This is a genomic window from Psychrobacter sp. Sarcosine-02u-2 (assembly GCF_002836335.1).
Lineage (GTDB): Bacteria > Pseudomonadota > Gammaproteobacteria > Pseudomonadales > Moraxellaceae > Psychrobacter > Psychrobacter faecalis.
In genome coordinates this window covers 21958-39944 of sequence record NZ_PJBX01000176.1, presented here as the reverse complement: position 1 = coordinate 39944, position 17987 = coordinate 21958, and the positions used below count along the sequence as shown (strand labels likewise).

Genomic DNA, 17987 nt, shown 5'->3' with positions numbered 1-17987 from the left:
TTTTTAAATCAATCATGCAAAAACAAGGATCGTATTATGCTTGATGTAACAGCCGCCAAACAGGCACTTAAGCAGCGCTTTAAACCTAAAGCGTGGTCATCCGCCTCAAATATCCCCGTCGATTGTGAAGTACTTATCATCGGCGCTGGTATTGCCGGTATCGGTATGGCATGTCGATTGCAGCAGCAAAAGCATAAAGCGCTGTTTGGGCAAAAAAGCTCGAGTCGCTTAAAACAGCGAGCAACAAGAAAGCGGCAAAAAACTAGCCAGCGCTTTATGGTATTAGAAAAACGCGCGGATTTGGGCGGTACGTGGGATTTGTTTACGTATCCTGGTATTCGTTCCGACTCTGATGCTTTGACCTTTGGCTATAGCTTTCGTCCGTGGTTGAACCATCGAGTATTGGCAAAAGGCGGCGATATTAAAAACTATATTGCTGATACGGCGCGCGATTTTGGTATCACTGAACATATCCGCTATCAGCATGAGGTGCAGCAACTGTCTTGGTCAAGCCATAACCAACAGTGGACGGCAACGGTAAAAAACCATGTAAGTGGCGAGGTATTTGCCTTAACGGCAAAGTTTGTCGTCGGTGCTACAGGCTACTATGATTATGAGCAAGGTTATCGTCCTATTTTTGAAAACGAAGCAGATTTCCAAGGTGAAATCATTCATCCGCAGCATTGGCAAAATGTGAATTATGACGATAAAAAAGTCGTCATAATTGGTAGTGGGGCGACGGCGATGACGCTATTGCCTGCCATGGTCGATGAAGCGGGCGAGCAATGCGCGCAGCACGTTACTATGCTACAACGCTCGCCGACCTATGTAGCAAGTGTACCGGGCGATGATTATGCGCTTGATTGGCTGGCAGGTAAATTTTCGCCGTTATCAAAAACGCAAGCTTATAAGCTACTGCGCGCGCGTAATGTGTTGATGCAACAAGGGACGTATCGAGCAGCGGTTTTTGCGCCGAAGGTGATAAAAGCCTTATTAAAACGTGGCGTTAAAACCGAGTTAAAGGGCAGCGGAGTTGATATTGCGCATTTTATGCCTACTTATAATCCGTGGGATGAGCGACTTTGTGCTGTGCCAGACAGCGATTTGTTTAAGGCATTACATGGCAAGCGCGCTGCCGTCGTGACTGATCAAATCAGCCACTTTACCAAAACTGGCATCATGCTTGACTCTGGCAAACACCTTGACGCTGATATTGTTGTGACCGCAACGGGGCTAAAGCTGCAAATGCTTGGCGGCGCGAAACTATATATCGATGGACAGGCAATTGATATTGGCAAACGCATGACGTATAAGGCGGTGATGGTTGAAGGCGTGCCAAATATGGTGGCGCTATTTGGTTATACCAATGCGTCGTGGACGCTCAAAATCGATTTGGCTTGTCAGTATGTGCTGCGGCTTCTCAACCATATGCATAAGCACGGTTATCAGGTGGCAGTGTCACAAGCAAAAACTGCGCATAGCGAGGCGCATGCGCAGCCAGATACGGTCATGGGCGCGCTATCGGCAGGCTATGTGCAGCGCGCGCAACACCAATTACCGAAACAAGGCGATATTTATCCTTGGCGGGTCACCAATAATTATCTGAGTGACCGCGTGATGCTTAAATACCGCAAAATAAAGGACGATTGGTTAAATTTTAGTCGTTAAGTGTTATTAGTGGTTGTCTTCTCATGCTTATCGATAAATTCTGAGACTTGTTTGCTTAAGATTTGCCACAAGGTTTCTTGCGCGCTTTTACTGCCCCAGGCGTTATGCGGACTAAATATCACCCGCGGATGCTTAGCAAGGGTTAATAAAGGGTCGTCTTTGACAATCGGCTCTTGCTCAAATACATCGGTGGCATAACCAATAATTTGCTCGTTATTAATGGCATCGGTCAGCGCTTGGCTATCGACAATACCGCCACGAGCGACATTGACAATCAGTGGCTGTTTAGCCATTTTCGCTAAGGTGTCTTTATTAATTAAGTGCTTGGTTTGCTCATTTAATGGGCAATGTAAGCTCAGTACATCAGACTGCGCCAGTACCTCATCGAACGCCGTATAATCCTCATTACGCGGCGTACGCCCTTGATGCTCCGCCCACAATACTGTCATGCCAAAAGCGCGGGCGATGTCGGTGACGCGTTTACCAATAGTGCCAACACCAATAATACCAAGCGTCTTCTCTTCCAAATCTATCAGCGGAATATCGAGCAAGCAGAAATTACCATCATCTTGCCACGTACCGTCCGCAACTTTTTCATGATAATGAATGCCTGCGCGCATGGCCGTTAGCATCAGCATAAAGGTATGCTCGGGCACGCTTTTGACCGCGTAACCAGCGACGTTATATAGCGCAACATTGTGCTTAGCACAGGCATTTTGATCGACGTTATTCATACCTGTGGCGGTCAGTTGGATAAGCTTAAGTTTGGACAGATTGGCAATGACGTCAGCATTGATTTGGACTTTATTGGCAAAGATAATATCGGCATCTTGACAGCGCTCAATAATCAGCTCTTGAGGTGTATCGTCGTAAGTGATGTAGTCAGTCACGCCAGCAGGTGCTGGTAAGTCGACATTGTCAGAAAAAGTACCCTTGTCTAAAAAAACCGCTTGCATGATGTTTCCTTATCTCATTGTTATTTTAAATAGATGATATTTTAAATAGATGACGTTTTAAATGGTCTTGCATTTTAAATAGGCTGATAGAGTTATTGGCTTAATGTAGCACGTTGCCGGGCTTAGTCAAAAAACGCGTCAAAAACCTTATCGAAAAGCGTGCAGTAAAAAACCTCTACTTCAATTGAAATAGAGGTTTTATTTTATGCGATAGGAGTTCTTGTGCTTATATCGTTTTTCGTTTTATAAAGAAAAACGCTTGCGCAATTTGCCAATCAGACTACGTACGCGACTGCTTAAATCAATACGTACATCGTTTTCAGGGTCGTGCTCCACTTCATAACGCTTAACCAACTCAGGGCTGGCTTTGAGTTTTGCATGATGCTGGAAAGCACGGTTGACGCTAATCTCAAGTAGGCTGGCACGCATGGGCTTAGGTAAGCAGCGATAAACCTGACCTTTATTAATCAAATCAATGAGCAAGCCCGCATCCTGAAATTCCGTCTGTACCAAGACCACCAAGTGCGGCGCATCTTGTTTTAAGGTGAAGATAATCGGCGCGATGTTTTCGCCGCTGACATTGATGTCGGTAATACACACGCCGATATCTTCATTGGCCAAATAATCGTAAGCTTCTTCCAAGCCTTCAGCGTGCAGGACTCTATAGCTATGCGAGAACTGCTTGCTTATTTGTTCAATTAGCTCGTCGGTTTCATCGATGACCAACAGTGTCTGCTTTTTACCAGAACTGTCGAATTGCTCCGCGTCCTCATCTGGATTATAAGTCAACGCGATTTCGGTGGCGCGACCGACGACCGCAAGTAGCTCCTCAGATTTACAAGGTTTGGTCAAATAACGATAAATCTCACCATCGTTAATAGAGCCAATAATGGCGTTCAAATCAGCATAACCGGTCAATAAAATCCGCATGGTAGATGGCGACACTTCTTTGACTTCACGCAAGATATCGACACCCACGCGCTCAGGCATACGTTGGTCGCTGACCGCCACGTGTACATGGTTATTTTTGATATAGTCGATATACTCAGTCGGGTCGGTGGTGATAAACACGTCATGCGTTTTACGAAACAGCAGTTTCATCGAACGTAAAATACGTTGCTCATCGTCGATAAACGCCAACTTCGGTTTCGCTTCAGACCCTAGCTCAGCGCCAGAGGTTTCCATTTCATGGTCAAATTCATTCATGATGATATCCTTATGATGAATAATAGTGCTATAGCTTTATATAATCATTAAAATAGCAATTGAGCTCACAACAAAACGAACAACAGAACCTAGCGCTTACGCTGCTAGGCTTTGTTCGGTTAAATCATTATAAATCGGTAGCGTTAAGGTAAAGGTGGTGCCAACGCCTTCGGTTGAGACCGCTTTAATGTCGCCATTATGCTGCTCCATAATCTGCTGACTGATGGCCATCCCAAGACCGGTTCCTTCGCCCGCGCCTTTGGTGGTAAAGAACGGTTCAAAGATTTGGTTAAGCACCTCGGCGCTCATGCCTTTACCATTGTCGCTGACATCGATATAGACATTGCGCTCATCAGAACGCGTGCGCACTTCGATTTTGCCATCCGGTTTTTCGCCCATGGCTTGCGCGGCGTTATTAAGCAAGTTCACCAAGACTTGGTTAATCTGTGACGGCGAGCATTTAATCTCAGGGTTCGGCGCAAAATCAGTGACAATTTCTTGATGTCTGATAGAGTTGCCAGCGATTTTCAATGACGCTTCGATACATTCGCGCACATCGATGGTTTTCACTTTTGACTCATCAAGACGGGCAAAGTTACGTAAGTTTAGTACCATCTCGGTGATTTGCTCGACGCCAAAGAGAGAGTCTTTAATCAGCTCTTTAAGCTCAGTGGACAAATCATCTTCTTGGATTTCATCCGACGCACGGACGATATCAGCCAATAGTTTGTCAATTTTGCCATCAGTAGCGGCGTCAGTTTTAACGGCTTTTAACCCTTGTACCAACTCAATCAGCTCTTCGTATTGCTCAGTCAACTGACCGATAATTTCTAGGTTGTTTTGCACATAAGACAATGGCGTATTAACCTCATGAGCAACACCTGCGACCATTTGACCTAACGTTGCCATTTTTTCTGAACGAATCAATTGCAGCTGAGAGTTTTTCAGCTCTTTTAGCGTCTCTTGTAGCTCAGCGGTACGCTCTTCAACTTTAATCTCTAGCTGCTGGTTGATATTGGCAAGCTTACCTTCGTTAGATTGGATACGGTCTAGGAGGTCATTAATAGAGCCGTTTACCAGCCCAATCTCGTTGCGACCTTCGGCGAATTTAACCTCGCTTAGCTTATTGTATTGCTTATCGTTAATCAGGTTTTCCGCTTGCGAGATTTTATCGGTGGTTTCTTTTAATGGTTTAAACGCTAAATAAGTGAGCATAAAGTAAATCAAACCCGCGGTGATAAGTAGCGCGAGGGCAATCCAGTTGATCAGATTTTTACTTAAGTTGTCAGCGATGGCGTTAATTTCAGCGTCAGGCTGGACGACGATAAGTTTCCAATAAGTCTCAGGAATCTCAAATACGTACGCTTGGCTGCCGTTATAGTAGCTGTCTTTTTCCAACTCAAAGCTCTGCAATAAGCGGCTATCCATCGCGTTTTGCTTATTTTCACCGTTGTTTAGATAAGCGGCGTAGTTGACGAGATAATAGCCTTTTGACGTACCGGTTTCGGCTTTATCAAGCGTGGTCAATACCTGGACTTGCGGCGATACGCTAGCGGCAACGCGCTCGATAGTCTCTTTACGCTGCATCTCCAAGAAGTTTAGTACCGGATTCCAAGCAGGGTCAGCGTTGATAACTTGCTTGATATCGAGCGGTGTGCCGGTGGCTTCGTCGATATAGCTTAAGCGCTCAGGATTAGATGAAGCGATAACTTTGTCACTGTTATCGAGCAGTAAAATATAACCTGAGCCTGAGCTTTCGCTGAGCTTAACGATGTTTTCTTGCAGCTGGTTGAGGGTAAAGTTGACGGTACTGGCACCCCAGAACTGGTTGTCACGCTCGATGGCGACACCGCAACTCATCGCCAGCTCGCCTTTGGTTTGGCTGGCGCGGACATGGTTCCAAATACAGCTTTCAGGTTTGAGCAATTTCAAAACGCTAAACCAGTCTTCTTGATAATAAGGATTGGCAGGGTTTGGGTCGCTGAGTACCGCTTGATAATCGCCGTTTTGACGCACCATCAAAAATGGATGGGTGGCGGTATTGGCGCCCAGTGCGCCTTTTTCTGGCCAAATGCCGCCACTACCTAATAAGTTATAATCGCGCTTATCAAAAGCATTGGCGGTACTGGCTTGCAAAATCGCTTCTTGTGGCGGCAAAGTCTGCGCGCTTTGCTGCAATAACAGGGCACTGCGCATCACGCGATTGATATCGGCTGAGATACTATTGACCGCGGTATTACCACGCTCAGCGACCAGTTTTGCCGATTCAAGGCGAATTTTTTCATGACCTTCTTTATCAACAACATACACAACAACGGCTAGTACGACCACAAAAGCCATAAATAGAATGGTCGTCACTTGGGTACTGACTTGGTTAAAAAAGCCAACTTTTTTGGAGGCACTCATGAGGGGATTGTCCTTGGATAAACGTGACCTCAAAGCAGACTGTCTATACAGACTACTGATGCTATTTGCTGTGAGCAATCGATGATGTGGTGATACGTAAGCCTTACGAAAATGGGATTTGAGTATTGGGGCAAAGTTTTTAAGATTATCACTTAGTTAAACATCTAGATATATAACTAGTATTAAAGTATTTACGGTTAATTCATAACTTAAACGACTATGAAAAACACTATTTGGCTTACTTAACGGTCTTAAAAAGGACAGTATTAAGTAGGAGGTTGCCGAAATTTTGTGTTTTAAGACTTGATAGTTAAATTTTTTGAATAACTTTTTTATATCATTGGGAAAATCTAAAAGGGGGTAATGGTTAACATAGCTTCAATAACAATAAGAAATGTTAAATTGCATATATTAACAATATAGAAACAATTTTATGATAACAATGTTTAGGGCATAGTAGCGAGCCTTTTTCTTTACTTGTGAGTCGTTATATATGGATTTCTAAAAAGTTACTTAAGCGCAGTATTGCAATATTCTTGCCAAACAATTGCAATAATCTTGCCAAAAACTGCTCTTGAAAAGTCAAGTTAACGCACTCATCTAGGCGCTAACGTTATATAATGGTCTGTTTTATCCATCGACCTAGCTGACAAGTTGGGCGTTGCTGATAGCTTCAATGACCAGCAATTTATTAATAAGTTTGAGCTATTAATTGACTAAATCCTTGTGTGATTGTGGCTTGATTCATTAATTATCTATTTTCTTATCATCTGAGTACAAAAGACATCGCCTTATGACTATCTCTATCGCTTCATTGCACAGCACCGAATTTGCCGTTGGTCAACGTTATTTATCTGATACGGAGTCTGAGCTTGGCTTGGGTGTGGTCATCGACGTCGATGACCGCTGTGTGCATATCCTATTTCCGCAAAGTGAAGAGACGCGCGTCTACGCCAAAAATTCTGCGCCGTTATCGCGCGTGGTGTTCAAAGAAGGCGATAGCATTTCTGACCAAGCCGGTAATACCTTTACGGTGACAGCTGTTGAAGAAGTGATGGGCGTGCTCAAATACAGTGTTGATGAGCATGAAAAAGGCATTATGGAAACCCGTTTGGCGGCTAATATCACGCTGGCTAAGCCGCTTGAGCGTTTGCTGGCTGGTCGTATTGAGCGCGGGGATTGGTATGAGCTGCGTCAAGATATCTTGCGTATGCAATCAGCGCTAGCGGGTCATCCGCTCAAAGGCTTGATGGGCGCACGTGTCGATATCATCGAGCATCAGCTGTATATTGCCCATGAAGTCGGTAAACGTATCGCCCCGCGTGTCTTGCTTGCTGACGAAGTTGGCTTGGGTAAGACTATTGAAGCAGGTCTGATTATTCATCAGCAGCTACTGACTGGCAAAGCTGAGCGCGTCCTAATTCTTGTACCAGACAGTTTGCAGTATCAGTGGATGATCGAGCTGCGTCGCCGTTTTAACCTAAACTTTGCCTTGTTTGATTTGGTACGTACCGCTGCGATTAAAGAACACGACCCTGAGCAAAACGTCTTTACGACTGAGCAATGTATCATTGCCGGCATGGACTTATTGCTTGACCATCCAGATTTGTACGATCAAGCGATGGAAGCGGGCTTTGATTTATTGGTCGTCGATGAAGCGCATCACCTGCATTGGGATGAAGCACAAGGCGGCAATGATAAATATGACCTCATTGCTGACTTTGCCGAAGAAACACCGGGCGTCATGTTGTTGACCGCAACGCCAGAGCAGCTTGGTGCCCAAAGTCACTTTGCCCGTCTGCGTTTATTAGACCCCGACCGCTTTGATGACCTTGATGAGTTTATCGATAGCCAAGAAGCCTTTGCTGAAACCGCCGCTGTTGCCAGTGTTTTAATCGAAGATAAACCGTTAAGCGACGGTCAAATAGCGGCGTTGAGTCATCTGCTTTCTATTAGTATCGATGAATTAGCAAACATTAATGACGACGAAAAACTGCGTACTTATGCGCTTAATGAACTCCTTGACCGTCATGGTACGGGACGTATTTTATTCCGTAATACTCGTGAGAGTGTCAAAGGTTTTTATGGTCGTAGCAGCCAGCCGTATCCATTGTCGCTACCTGCAGCATGGGTCGATAGCTACCAAACCAAGGGTAAATTGCGCGAGCAGCTTTGGGGCGAAGAAAATCAACCCGATGGTGGCTGGCTAGAAGATGACCCGCGGGTGCCGTGGTTGATTGATATCTTAAAGGGTGAGCTTAAGCATAAAAAAGTGCTGCTGATTGCGCGGAGTGGGGCGACGGTCGAAAGCTTAGAAGCCGTCTTACGTCTGCATGCTGGTATTAAAACCGCCATCTTTACCGAGCAGATGACCTTACTTGAGCGTGACCAAGCGGCGGCGTTTTTTGCCGACTCAGAGGGCGCACAGATATTACTCTGCTCAGAGATTGGCTCAGAAGGTCGTAACTTCCAGTTTGCAAGCCAGCTGATATTGTGGGATCTGCCTGCCAATCCAGATACCTTAGAGCAGCGTATCGGTCGCCTAGACCGTATCGGGCAGACACAGCAAATTATGCTGCACGTACCGTATGTACAAGGGACGGCGCAAGAGCGACTGTACCGCTGGTATAATGACGCGCTCAATATGTTTAATCAGATTTCTCCAACGGCGCAAAGCGTACAAGAGCAATATATTCAAGAGTTAAAACCGCTGCTTGAAGGCGCGGATACCGACGCTAACCGCACCACTTTGCAGGAGATTATCGAAGAAGCACAGCAAACGCGCTTGGGACTAGAAGCACAGCTACAAGCCGGTCGCGATCGCTTGCTTGAGTACAACTCATGCCGTCCGCGCGTTGCTGGGCGTATTGCCGATGCCATGCATAATTTTGATAAACACAATCTATTGCCGCAATTTATCGAGCGCTTTTTTGCTTCCGCCAATATCGATCACAATATCCAACGTGATGGTTCATGGGTGATTGCGCCGATTGATAGCACGGAAATTAGCGATTATATCGACGGTCTGCCGCTCGGTGATGAAGACGGCATGACCTTGACCTTTGAGCGTAAGCAAGCACTGCAGCGTGAAGATATTGAATTTATCACCCACGAGCATCCATTGATGCGCGCGATTTATGAGCTAGCAAGTACCAGCACTTTTGGGAATACCACCGTTGCGATGCTAAAGAGTGCCGCCGTTCCACAAGGTATGGTGCTGCTAGAAGTGAATTTTCGCGTTGAAGCGATTGCGCCAAGATTGCTTAATCTGCCTGCTACCTTGCCGACGCAAAATATTCGTGTGTTTATCAGTGAGCAGGGTAGTGATTTATCCGCGCGTATTAGCAGCGATATGATTATGCCGCATATTGAGCGCTTGGATAAAAACCGCGCCCGCCAAGTAATTAAAGTACGTGGCGATGTGATTGAGCAGCGCTATTATGAAGCCGAAGATATTGCCCGTCAGCAGCTAGCAGACATTGGTGAACAAGCAAGCGCGCGTTTTAGTCAGCAGTGGTCACGTGAGATAAAGCGCCTAAAGCACCTGCAAACGATTAATCCTAACGTACGCCCAGAAGAGATTGAACGCCTAGAGCAGCTAAAAGCCCAAGGTGAGCAAGCACTAGACAATTTATCGCTGGTGCCAGACTCTATTCGCGTGTTGGTCGCTGTAAAGCCATAATATAAAAACAAATAAAAAGCGAGATGTCTAATCATCTCGTTTTTTATTTATGTTTGTGAGCTTAGATGCTGCTTGTTTAGACAGCTACTTGTTTAGATAATTACTTGCTCATTATTGTTAAGCTAATAAAGCGTTAAACCGACTCGTAAGGCGGCGACTGCCTAGTCAAAATCTTTAATATTCGCTAAGATGATTGGCTTTTCGCTTTATAATGAGCGATTGCTAATCATTTTACTGGCTATTTATTTGGCGTTCTCAGCGTTATGTGGGTGTTTATCGCAAACTATAATAGTCATGCCATAACAGTTTTAAAATGAACCTACTATACATATTATTTTAAAGTAAAACGCCGCATTGGCTTAAGCCGTATCGTATTGATACGCTTGACCCTTGAGTGCTTATATCTCAATGCTTGGCGTGATTGATCAAAATAAGGAAACCTATCGTCATGTCTGATTATCCGCAACTGATCGATGAGCTGCTGGCTACCGTCGCGCTTATCGAAGTCAGCCCTGATGTTTTTGAAGGTAAAAGCCACGATTATGTGGGCAGTCGTATTTTTGGCGGGCAAGTGCTGGCGCAAGCAATTATGGCCGCATCGCATACGCTCGATAAAGACAAACCTTGTCATTCGCTGCACGGCTATTTTTTGCGCGGTGGCGATATCAATCAGCCGGTGATTTACCAAGTACGCCGCCTGCGTGATGGTCGCAGTCTGTCAGCACGTGAAGTCACGGCAATTCAGTATAAAGAAGTGCGAGGTAAAGCGCCTGTCGAGCAAGTGATATTTTCGATGATTGCTTCGTTTTCACCGATGGAAGAGGGTTTGGAATATCAAGAAGATATGCCCGTGTATCCGCCGCCAGAAGACTTGCTTGATGAGCAAGATTTAAAAGAGCAGTATGTTGGAAAGGTTCCTGATGCCCTAAAAGCGCGCTTTATGCGTCATCGTCATGTCGAGATTAAACCGATTAAGCCGCGTGATCCGATTCATCCAGAACCGATGAAACCCAAGCAAGCAAACTGGCTGCGTATCCGTGAGCTTGGCAAGCAGCCTGTGGCCATTCAGCAAGCACTATTGGCGTTTTCGTCTGATTTTTACTTGGTCGGTACGGGGCTGATGTCACACGGTGTTAGCTTTATGACCAGTGGCTTGCAAGCGGCCAGTATCGACCATTCGATGCATTTTCATCGTGACTTTGATTTAAATAAATGGCTGCTATATGATATGTGGAGTGATACGACATCTAACGCCAAAGGCTTAAATCACGGTCAGTTTTGGCAAGAGGGTCGCTTGGTCGCGACGGTACAACAAGAAGGCTTGATGCGTTTGCGGGTACCGAAGTCTTAAGTTCCGTTTTAAGTTTTTAGTGCTTTGTAAATTAAAAAAGCGACTCAGAATATATTTTGAGTCGCTTTTTTATGAATTGTATTTGGTTGCACTCAATTATTATTCTAAAATCTTAACCATCGCGCGCGGTAATCCAAGTGTTGCCTGCGCATCTTCAGCACTTAGCCAATTAATATTAACATCTGCTGCTTGCAAGGTTGTGGTCAAATCAGTCACTTGCTCATTAGTTAGAGTGACTGATTGCTGCGTTAAATACCAATGGAAATGGGTTAATGAATGTTTGATAGGCGCGTCATCAATTAAGGTTTTATTAATGGGCGCGGCTGCTAAATTATGCTTATCTAACCATTCGTTAATAATTTGCTCAGCAGTAGTAAACTCTGTTTCATAGTTTTTTTTATTATTAGCAACTTTTAATAATTTATCATCGCTGGCTTTTGAATTTTTATCAGTTGTTTTGCCACTTACTTTACCGTCAATTTTCTCAACAAATTGCAAAGGCAAACTCCACAACCCGCCCCAAATACCGTTATCGGGACGCTGTAGCCAAAGTATTTTGCCGTCCATATCTTTAATCAATAGCGCATTGCTAAACTTGCTGGGTTTGGGCTGCTTTTTTGCTTTGACTGGATAATCGGTTTCGCGACCCTGCGCATGGGCAATACAATCCTCTTGTAATGGGCACAATAGACAAGCAGGTTTGCTACGAGTGCATAAGGTTGCGCCCATATCCATCATAGCTTGCGCAAATAATCCTGAGTTCTCTCTAGGCGTTAGACGTTCTGCCAATGCCCACAGCTCTTTAGTGGTGGCAGATTTAGTGATATCACCATCGATGGCCGCCCAGCGGGTGAGGACGCGCTTGACATTACCGTCACAGATAACGCCATAGCGATGTAACCCCATCGCCATAATCGCCCCAGCAGTCGACGGTCCAACGCCAAATATCGCCTCCCAGCCTGCTAGCGTCTGCGGAAAGTCGCCCGTCTCATCAATCACTGCAACCAATTGCTTTGCGCCTTTATGCAGATTACGCGCCCGCGCATAGTAGCCAAGCCCCGCCCAATGCTCGGCCACCATATCCCATTCTGCTGCGGCTAAATCTTGCACCGTGGGAAAGGATTCCATAAAACGGGCAAAGTAGGGCAGCACCGTGGTCACTTGTGTTTGCTGGAGCATGACTTCTGATAGCCAAACAATATAAGGGTTGGGCGTGTCAGTTTGGTGCTGTTGCCAAGGTAAATCGTGGCGACCGTTTTTAGCGAACCAATCGAGGAGGCGGGGGGCGAAGGAATCGAGGTTGGTCTCGGTATGGATAAAAGTAATAGATGTCATAAGCAATGGGCGAGCAATTCAAAAAGTATGAGGGTTATATGAGGGTCGCATGTTGGGATTAAAGTCGTTATCGATAGATGCTGTCTAAAGTTTGACCTACGGCATTTTTCCATTCAATCCAACCGTTGGTCGAACGACCTGATACCAATGCACTAGCGCCACTGGGTGTTTTAAATAAATGATTTTCAGTGAGCTTATAGCTTGTATCATTTACCGCTATGAGTTTGCCACTACTAAGCAAGCTCTCTTTTAATCTGGTCACAAAGGGTGGCGCAGATGCTGCCTGTGATTGTCTAATTAAAGAGCCTGCTAATATTACAAAGCCATCGTCATCATAATAGCCTTGTGCATCGCCATCTTTTACCTTGTAATAAAACAGGACTGGGATAGGTTTAGTTGGAGATATTTCAGCTGCTTTTTCAACTTTAACATCAGTGGGTGTGGTCAGTTTATGTGCATCAGTCTTATTGCTATAAAGGCTATCGTGAATAGCTAAAGATTCAAAAATAGGTTGCCCCAAGGTTGATAGCAAAACATCAAGGGTGTGAAACAACTCTTCGCAGTCAGCTTTTAATGGGTCGGGTGTATGCGGCTTATTACCACTATTACCATTTTTTAGCTCATAGCGCCCCACGTCAAGGGCAGTGGCAATTGCTTTATGCTCCATATACAGCGCATGGGTTTGGGTCATGGAATTATTGGTTGAAAGCATGACAAAAGCCCGCGTCCAAAAGTCTTTTTTATGATGTTGATTGAGACGAGTTTTCAAATCGCCAGTTTGCCCGATATAAAGTAATGGCTTATCTATACTGTCGGTGTCACCAATCAAAAAATATAAGCCAACTTGATTGGCATCTGGCATCGCAAAAAAATCATCAATATGAATGCGTGGAATCTCAATCAAACGCACCGTACGCGTGGTCATCTCTGCCAAGCGCAATCCGCGAGGATTACCTTTTGGCAGATAAATCTGAATGGTTTTAGCAGAGGGTATTAACGGATTCATAATAGCCAGTATTCTTTATGCAATTTATTTACGATTCTTCCGCGTTTTTAAACGACGCAAACGTTTTTCTTCTTCTTTAGCGATTCTTTTCTCTTCGGCTGCGACTCGTTGTTCAGCGACCACAATTTCTTCAGCTTCAGTCATTTCTGGCGTCTCGAGGGTAATATTTCCAAGCTTGCCGCTACGTAACTCGTTAATCAAAATCTCAGACATGCGGTAGGTATCGACTTGATTGCCCGCGCGCACGCAGCCGCGATTACGTCCCGCCACTTCAAAAAACTCCCAATCGGTCTTGGGTAATTCTTCAATCTTATAGCGGGTTTTTAGCAGTTCAGGATAGGCTTGCATGAGATACTCAGCGGTATAACTGGCCACATCGGCGAAGTCAAACGCCGTATCACGAATACCGCCGGTCGCCGCCAAGCGATAGCCAGAGTTTTCGTTTTCAACCTTTGGCCACAGCATGCCAGGAGTGTCATAGAGCATGATGTCATCGTCAAGCTTGATCAGCTGCTGTGACTTGGTCACCGCTGGCTCGTCGCCCGTTCTAGCTACCGCGCGCCCCGCTAAGGTATTAATCAAGGTTGATTTACCGACGTTTGGAATACCCATAATCATGGCTTTGATTTGGCGACCGGTACCGACTTTATTGGGTACGAGGGATTTGCATATTGCAATGATACGCTTGACGTCATCGGCTTTGTTATTGTCGCAAGCGATAGCTTTAACGCCGTCTTGTTGTTCAAGATATTCCATCCACGCTTTGGTCAATTCAGGGTCAGCAAGATCGGCTTTATTTAAAATTTTGATGACTGGTTTTTCGCCGCGTAATGCTGCAACCATGGGGTTTTCGCTACTATAAGGAATACGCGCGTCAATCACTTCAATGACGACGTCCATCTGCGGCATGATTTCTTTGATTTCGTTACGGGCTTTGTTCATATGCCCAGGGAACCACTGAATACTTGCTCTCTTATCCATCTGCTTTACTAACCTTTTATAAAAAATGCTCAAAGTAAGACAATCAACGTCTACTTTCTAATGGTGTTCAGTTTACTACACAACCAGCGTCACCACGTTAACATTTCATTTAACGTAACGCACAGAGCAGACTATTATTCAAACTCGTCTGTTAAATCCTCACGTGCTGGTGGCAATGGCGCTAAATAACCAATGACTAATATTAAGCTACCCGCGCCAAGGAAGGAAATCACCCGCCAAATTGCCTCGGTCTGGGATAAATCAACCAAGACCAGTTTTAACACCACAACGCCCAGCAGTCCAATACCTATAAACCATAGTGTTCGCTGTCCATAGCGGCTGGCAATGATAGTGGCGACCAAAGCAATGAGCGTCCATAAAATGGTCAATCCCGTCTGTACTTGCTCGCTACTCCAAGCGCCACCCTTAACCCCATATGAGCTGCCAGTCCATAACGGCGTGCCGATAAATGCATGCAGCGTCCTGACCAACATACTCGAGCCTATCCAAAGGCCAATCAGCGCTAACACAATTAACAGCATATCGTTTTTAGGAATGGCTTTTAATAGATTTCTCGAACCGCTACCATATGGCTGACGGAGTAAATAAACGCCCAAGACATAAAACACCACCAGCCATAACGTCACATCATATAAATTAAATAAGGGGAAATAAGGCAAGCCCCAAATCACGCCATCGTAAGTAAAGTTGGTAAAAAGAGCCCAACCTAGTGCGATAGGTACAAAGAGTTTGGCACTGTCTAATAATGCCTGATGCCAATCAAACCAATAAGGCGCAAATGCTGAGGTCGCTGCTCCTGTTTGCGAGTGTGATTGCTTATCATTGTACTGAACCATAGCATGACGCTGTGTCCACCATAATCCAGCCAGCATAAAGGCAACCGGCACTAAAATAGTCATGACGCCTTTTGAATCGGGCAAGCCATAATGCATGGCTTCTGCTAATAGGATAATGCTAGCACCAAGCCAGCTCGCGCTATCAAAACTTTTTAACTCCAATTCTTTATGCCATGTTTTTAACCACAATTGCCCAACGACCAACCAGCCTATGAGTAGCATGATAAATATCGGCCAATGAAAGGTGGTCCATTGATAATCAAATTCATATTTTTGCGGTAGTTGAAACAGTAGCGCGGCATAAAATAGCAGTAATAACCCATGGCTAAACTGCCTAATCTCGCGCCACGAATGATAGTGATTGATTGCCTGATAAATAGCTAGGCTGGTTAAGGTGGCCAATCCTAGCAGCGCCGTCGTTGCTAAGCGCCAACTGTCAAGCCATTGGTCAAAATCAATCACCAAGACATACAGCAGCCAAACCATTGCAGTAAAGGTCAAAAATCGACCCAAATTTGGACTGCGCCACATCAAGTTAAACGCCATACTTTGGCTATTGATACTGGTAAGCCATTGCTTAGTAGCGAGTTCACCAATGCCCAAGGTTTTAGTATAGGCAGTCAGCGTATGATTGGCGTTAAGCTGGTTGTTGGCGTCATCAATAGGCGAGTTGCTGGCGCGTAAGATAAACATCGTAGCTAGATAGCTGAGCGCCGAAATCGTCAACGCCAGCGTTGGATAATCTTTGATCGTAAAGACCACATTTATCATCAGCATCGCGATACTGAGCAGCTGCAATAACAACCCAAACAATACTGACCATGCACGTAGTGAGCGCCGTCCAAACCATACCAGTGCCAGCCCTTGTACCGACCAGCCAAAGGCAATCCATTCTGCATCGAGTGCCAGCGGAATCACCAAGGCTAAAAAGCCAAATCCTAATGCCAGCATACCCTCGGTAATTAAGGCGTAGCGCTGACTACGCTGCACAAATACCCAGCCAATGCCTAAATAAATTGCCGCGAAAATAGCACTAGTGATGGTTAACCCATTAGGAATAGCGTCTAAAAGCCCTGCAAACAAACCAAAGGCTAGTATCGGTACAGAAAATAGTAAACCAGTATCAATAGGGAATACGTAGCTGTGGTTTCCTAAATAAAATTTATCTAAATGATTTGGATTCTCTGCACTATCAACGTTAGCTGTATGAGCAAAATTTGCTTCATTAAGGGTGTTATAAGCGATAATTTGCTGCGCGTAGCGGATGACGACAAACAAATATAGTAATACATGTAGCGCCACTAGCAATACCAACGTCCAGCGCTGCGCCTCTATAATAGCGCTTAAATTCTCCGTAATACCCCAATAATAGACCAGTCCAAAGGTGACCATTACGCCGAGCATGTTGAGCATTTTCCAAGTGCGGTAATGAGCGATGACAGCAATGGTGACGTTTAATAATAAATAATAGCTAAACAAGGACACTAAATTACCGATATCGCTACTGGTCAATATCGGTGCAAAAAACCCACCAGAAAGTGCCAACAATGCCAACGGTAAAGCGTTTTGGCGTACCGCTAAGCCGATGGTGATGGCCGATAAGATGCCAAGTCCAACAAAGCTCGGCACACTTGCCAGCACGTGATAGACGCTATAGGCAAAAAAGGTGGTTAAATAAGCAATCGCTAAACCAGCGCCTTGCAAGGTGATGCCATAAGCAAAGCGATTTTTTGCTAATTTTAATCCGAGCAATGCGAGCCCTAAGCCAATGATGCCAATGCCAATAAGCTTTATGGTAATCGGAATTTCGATATAGTCGCTTAATAAGCGCAGCAATAACACCACCCCGACGAGCAACACCAAAACCCCAACACGTACTACTAAGTTGCCGCCAAAAAACCAGTTTTGCATAGAGTGAATCAGTGAAGTGACAATAGGCAAGGAGCGCTCGTCTGGCTCTATCGTTGTAACAGGGGGTTTCGATTTTGTCGATTTTTGCGTTAACACGATATTTTCTATCGGCGTGGAATTAGCGTCAGCGGCTGTAACCGAATCTACTGCCGCTAACGGTATCGGTGGCGGCATTGATGACCGCGAGTTTGAAGAGGTATCGGGCGTTGCTGCAAATTGACTTTCTTGATTGCTATTTATATCGGCGTGAGAAGATTTTGCTGTTATTAAGCCCTGTTTTTGCCGTTTAAGCTCAGCTTGTAGCGCTGTCATATCATGACGCAATTGTCTGATTTGCTGGCTTATCCTGGCGTATAGTATGAGCACCACGATCAATAAAGCCATAAAAGCCAGCCAGCCCAGCTGATTTATCAATAGATATAACATCCTCGTCACTCAATCCCACTTATAATAGAGTGATGATGACGTTATTTGCTCATAAGCACAAGATTGGTCATGGTAGTTATTGTATATAACGACAAAAAACAGGGGTCGCTTTCTGAGAAAGTGACCCCTGTTTTTCGTCTTATGCTTTGTATTAGCACTCGTTATAGTGAGCGTTTATACAACTTGATTGATGATATTTTTA

At 45.0% G+C, this 17987-nt stretch carries 10 protein-coding genes; 3 read left to right on the top strand and 7 right to left on the bottom strand.

Going from position 1 to position 17987, the window contains the following annotated elements:
• The first annotated feature begins 36 nt into the window (after positions 1-36).
• Complete coding sequence (locus tag CXF58_RS11765) at positions 37-1668, top strand: flavin-containing monooxygenase (RefSeq protein ID WP_068403699.1); 1632 nt, start codon at positions 37-39, stop codon at positions 1666-1668.
• Here the strand turns inward: CXF58_RS11765 and CXF58_RS11760 are convergent.
• From CXF58_RS11760 to CXF58_RS11750, 3 genes are all read right to left on the bottom strand, one after another.
• On the bottom strand, positions 1665-2624 hold the full coding sequence (locus tag CXF58_RS11760; protein WP_068403697.1) for a D-2-hydroxyacid dehydrogenase: 960 nt from the start codon (positions 2622-2624) through the stop codon (positions 1665-1667). The genes CXF58_RS11765 and CXF58_RS11760 overlap by 4 nt on opposite strands.
• A gap of 243 nt (positions 2625-2867) precedes the next feature.
• Entirely contained in the window at positions 2868-3830 is a 963-nt protein-coding gene (locus tag CXF58_RS11755) for a response regulator (RefSeq protein WP_068403696.1), read from the bottom strand.
• 96 nt (positions 3831-3926) lie between these two features.
• Complete coding sequence (locus CXF58_RS11750) at positions 3927-6236, bottom strand: sensor histidine kinase (protein WP_102077595.1); 2310 nt, start codon at positions 6234-6236, stop codon at positions 3927-3929.
• Between the two features lie 793 nt (positions 6237-7029).
• Here CXF58_RS11750 and rapA point away from each other — a divergent pair.
• Together rapA and CXF58_RS11740 are read left to right on the top strand one after the other, a co-directional pair.
• The gene (gene rapA, locus CXF58_RS11745) at positions 7030-9918 is read left to right on the top strand and encodes an RNA polymerase-associated protein RapA (protein WP_180952582.1); all 2889 of its coding nucleotides are present in this window, start codon (positions 7030-7032) and stop codon (positions 9916-9918) included.
• A 448-nt stretch (positions 9919-10366) separates the two neighbouring features.
• A complete protein-coding gene (locus tag CXF58_RS11740; protein ID WP_068403692.1) occupies positions 10367-11269 on the top strand; it encodes an acyl-CoA thioesterase in 903 nt (300 codons plus the stop codon).
• A gap of 99 nt (positions 11270-11368) precedes the next feature.
• Here the strand turns inward: CXF58_RS11740 and mutY are convergent, their stop codons facing one another.
• The 4 genes from mutY to CXF58_RS11720 all read right to left on the bottom strand — a co-directional run bounded on the left by mutY (position 11369) and on the right by CXF58_RS11720 (position 17743).
• On the bottom strand, positions 11369-12604 hold the full coding sequence (gene mutY, locus CXF58_RS11735) for an A/G-specific adenine glycosylase (protein ID WP_068403690.1): 1236 nt from the start codon (positions 12602-12604) through the stop codon (positions 11369-11371).
• A gap of 67 nt (positions 12605-12671) precedes the next feature.
• A complete protein-coding gene (locus tag CXF58_RS11730) occupies positions 12672-13610 on the bottom strand; it encodes a GIY-YIG nuclease family protein (RefSeq protein WP_068403688.1) in 939 nt (312 codons plus the stop codon).
• Positions 13611-13634: 24 nt separating this feature from the next.
• The gene (gene ylqF / locus CXF58_RS11725; RefSeq protein ID WP_068403686.1) at positions 13635-14591 is read right to left on the bottom strand and encodes a ribosome biogenesis GTPase YlqF; all 957 of its coding nucleotides are present in this window, start codon (positions 14589-14591) and stop codon (positions 13635-13637) included.
• A gap of 134 nt (positions 14592-14725) precedes the next feature.
• Positions 14726-17743: a DUF2339 domain-containing protein gene (locus CXF58_RS11720; RefSeq protein ID WP_227514904.1), complete on the bottom strand. Its 3018-nt coding sequence runs from the start codon at positions 17741-17743 to the stop codon at positions 14726-14728.
• Positions 17744-17987: the final 244 nt, after the last annotated feature.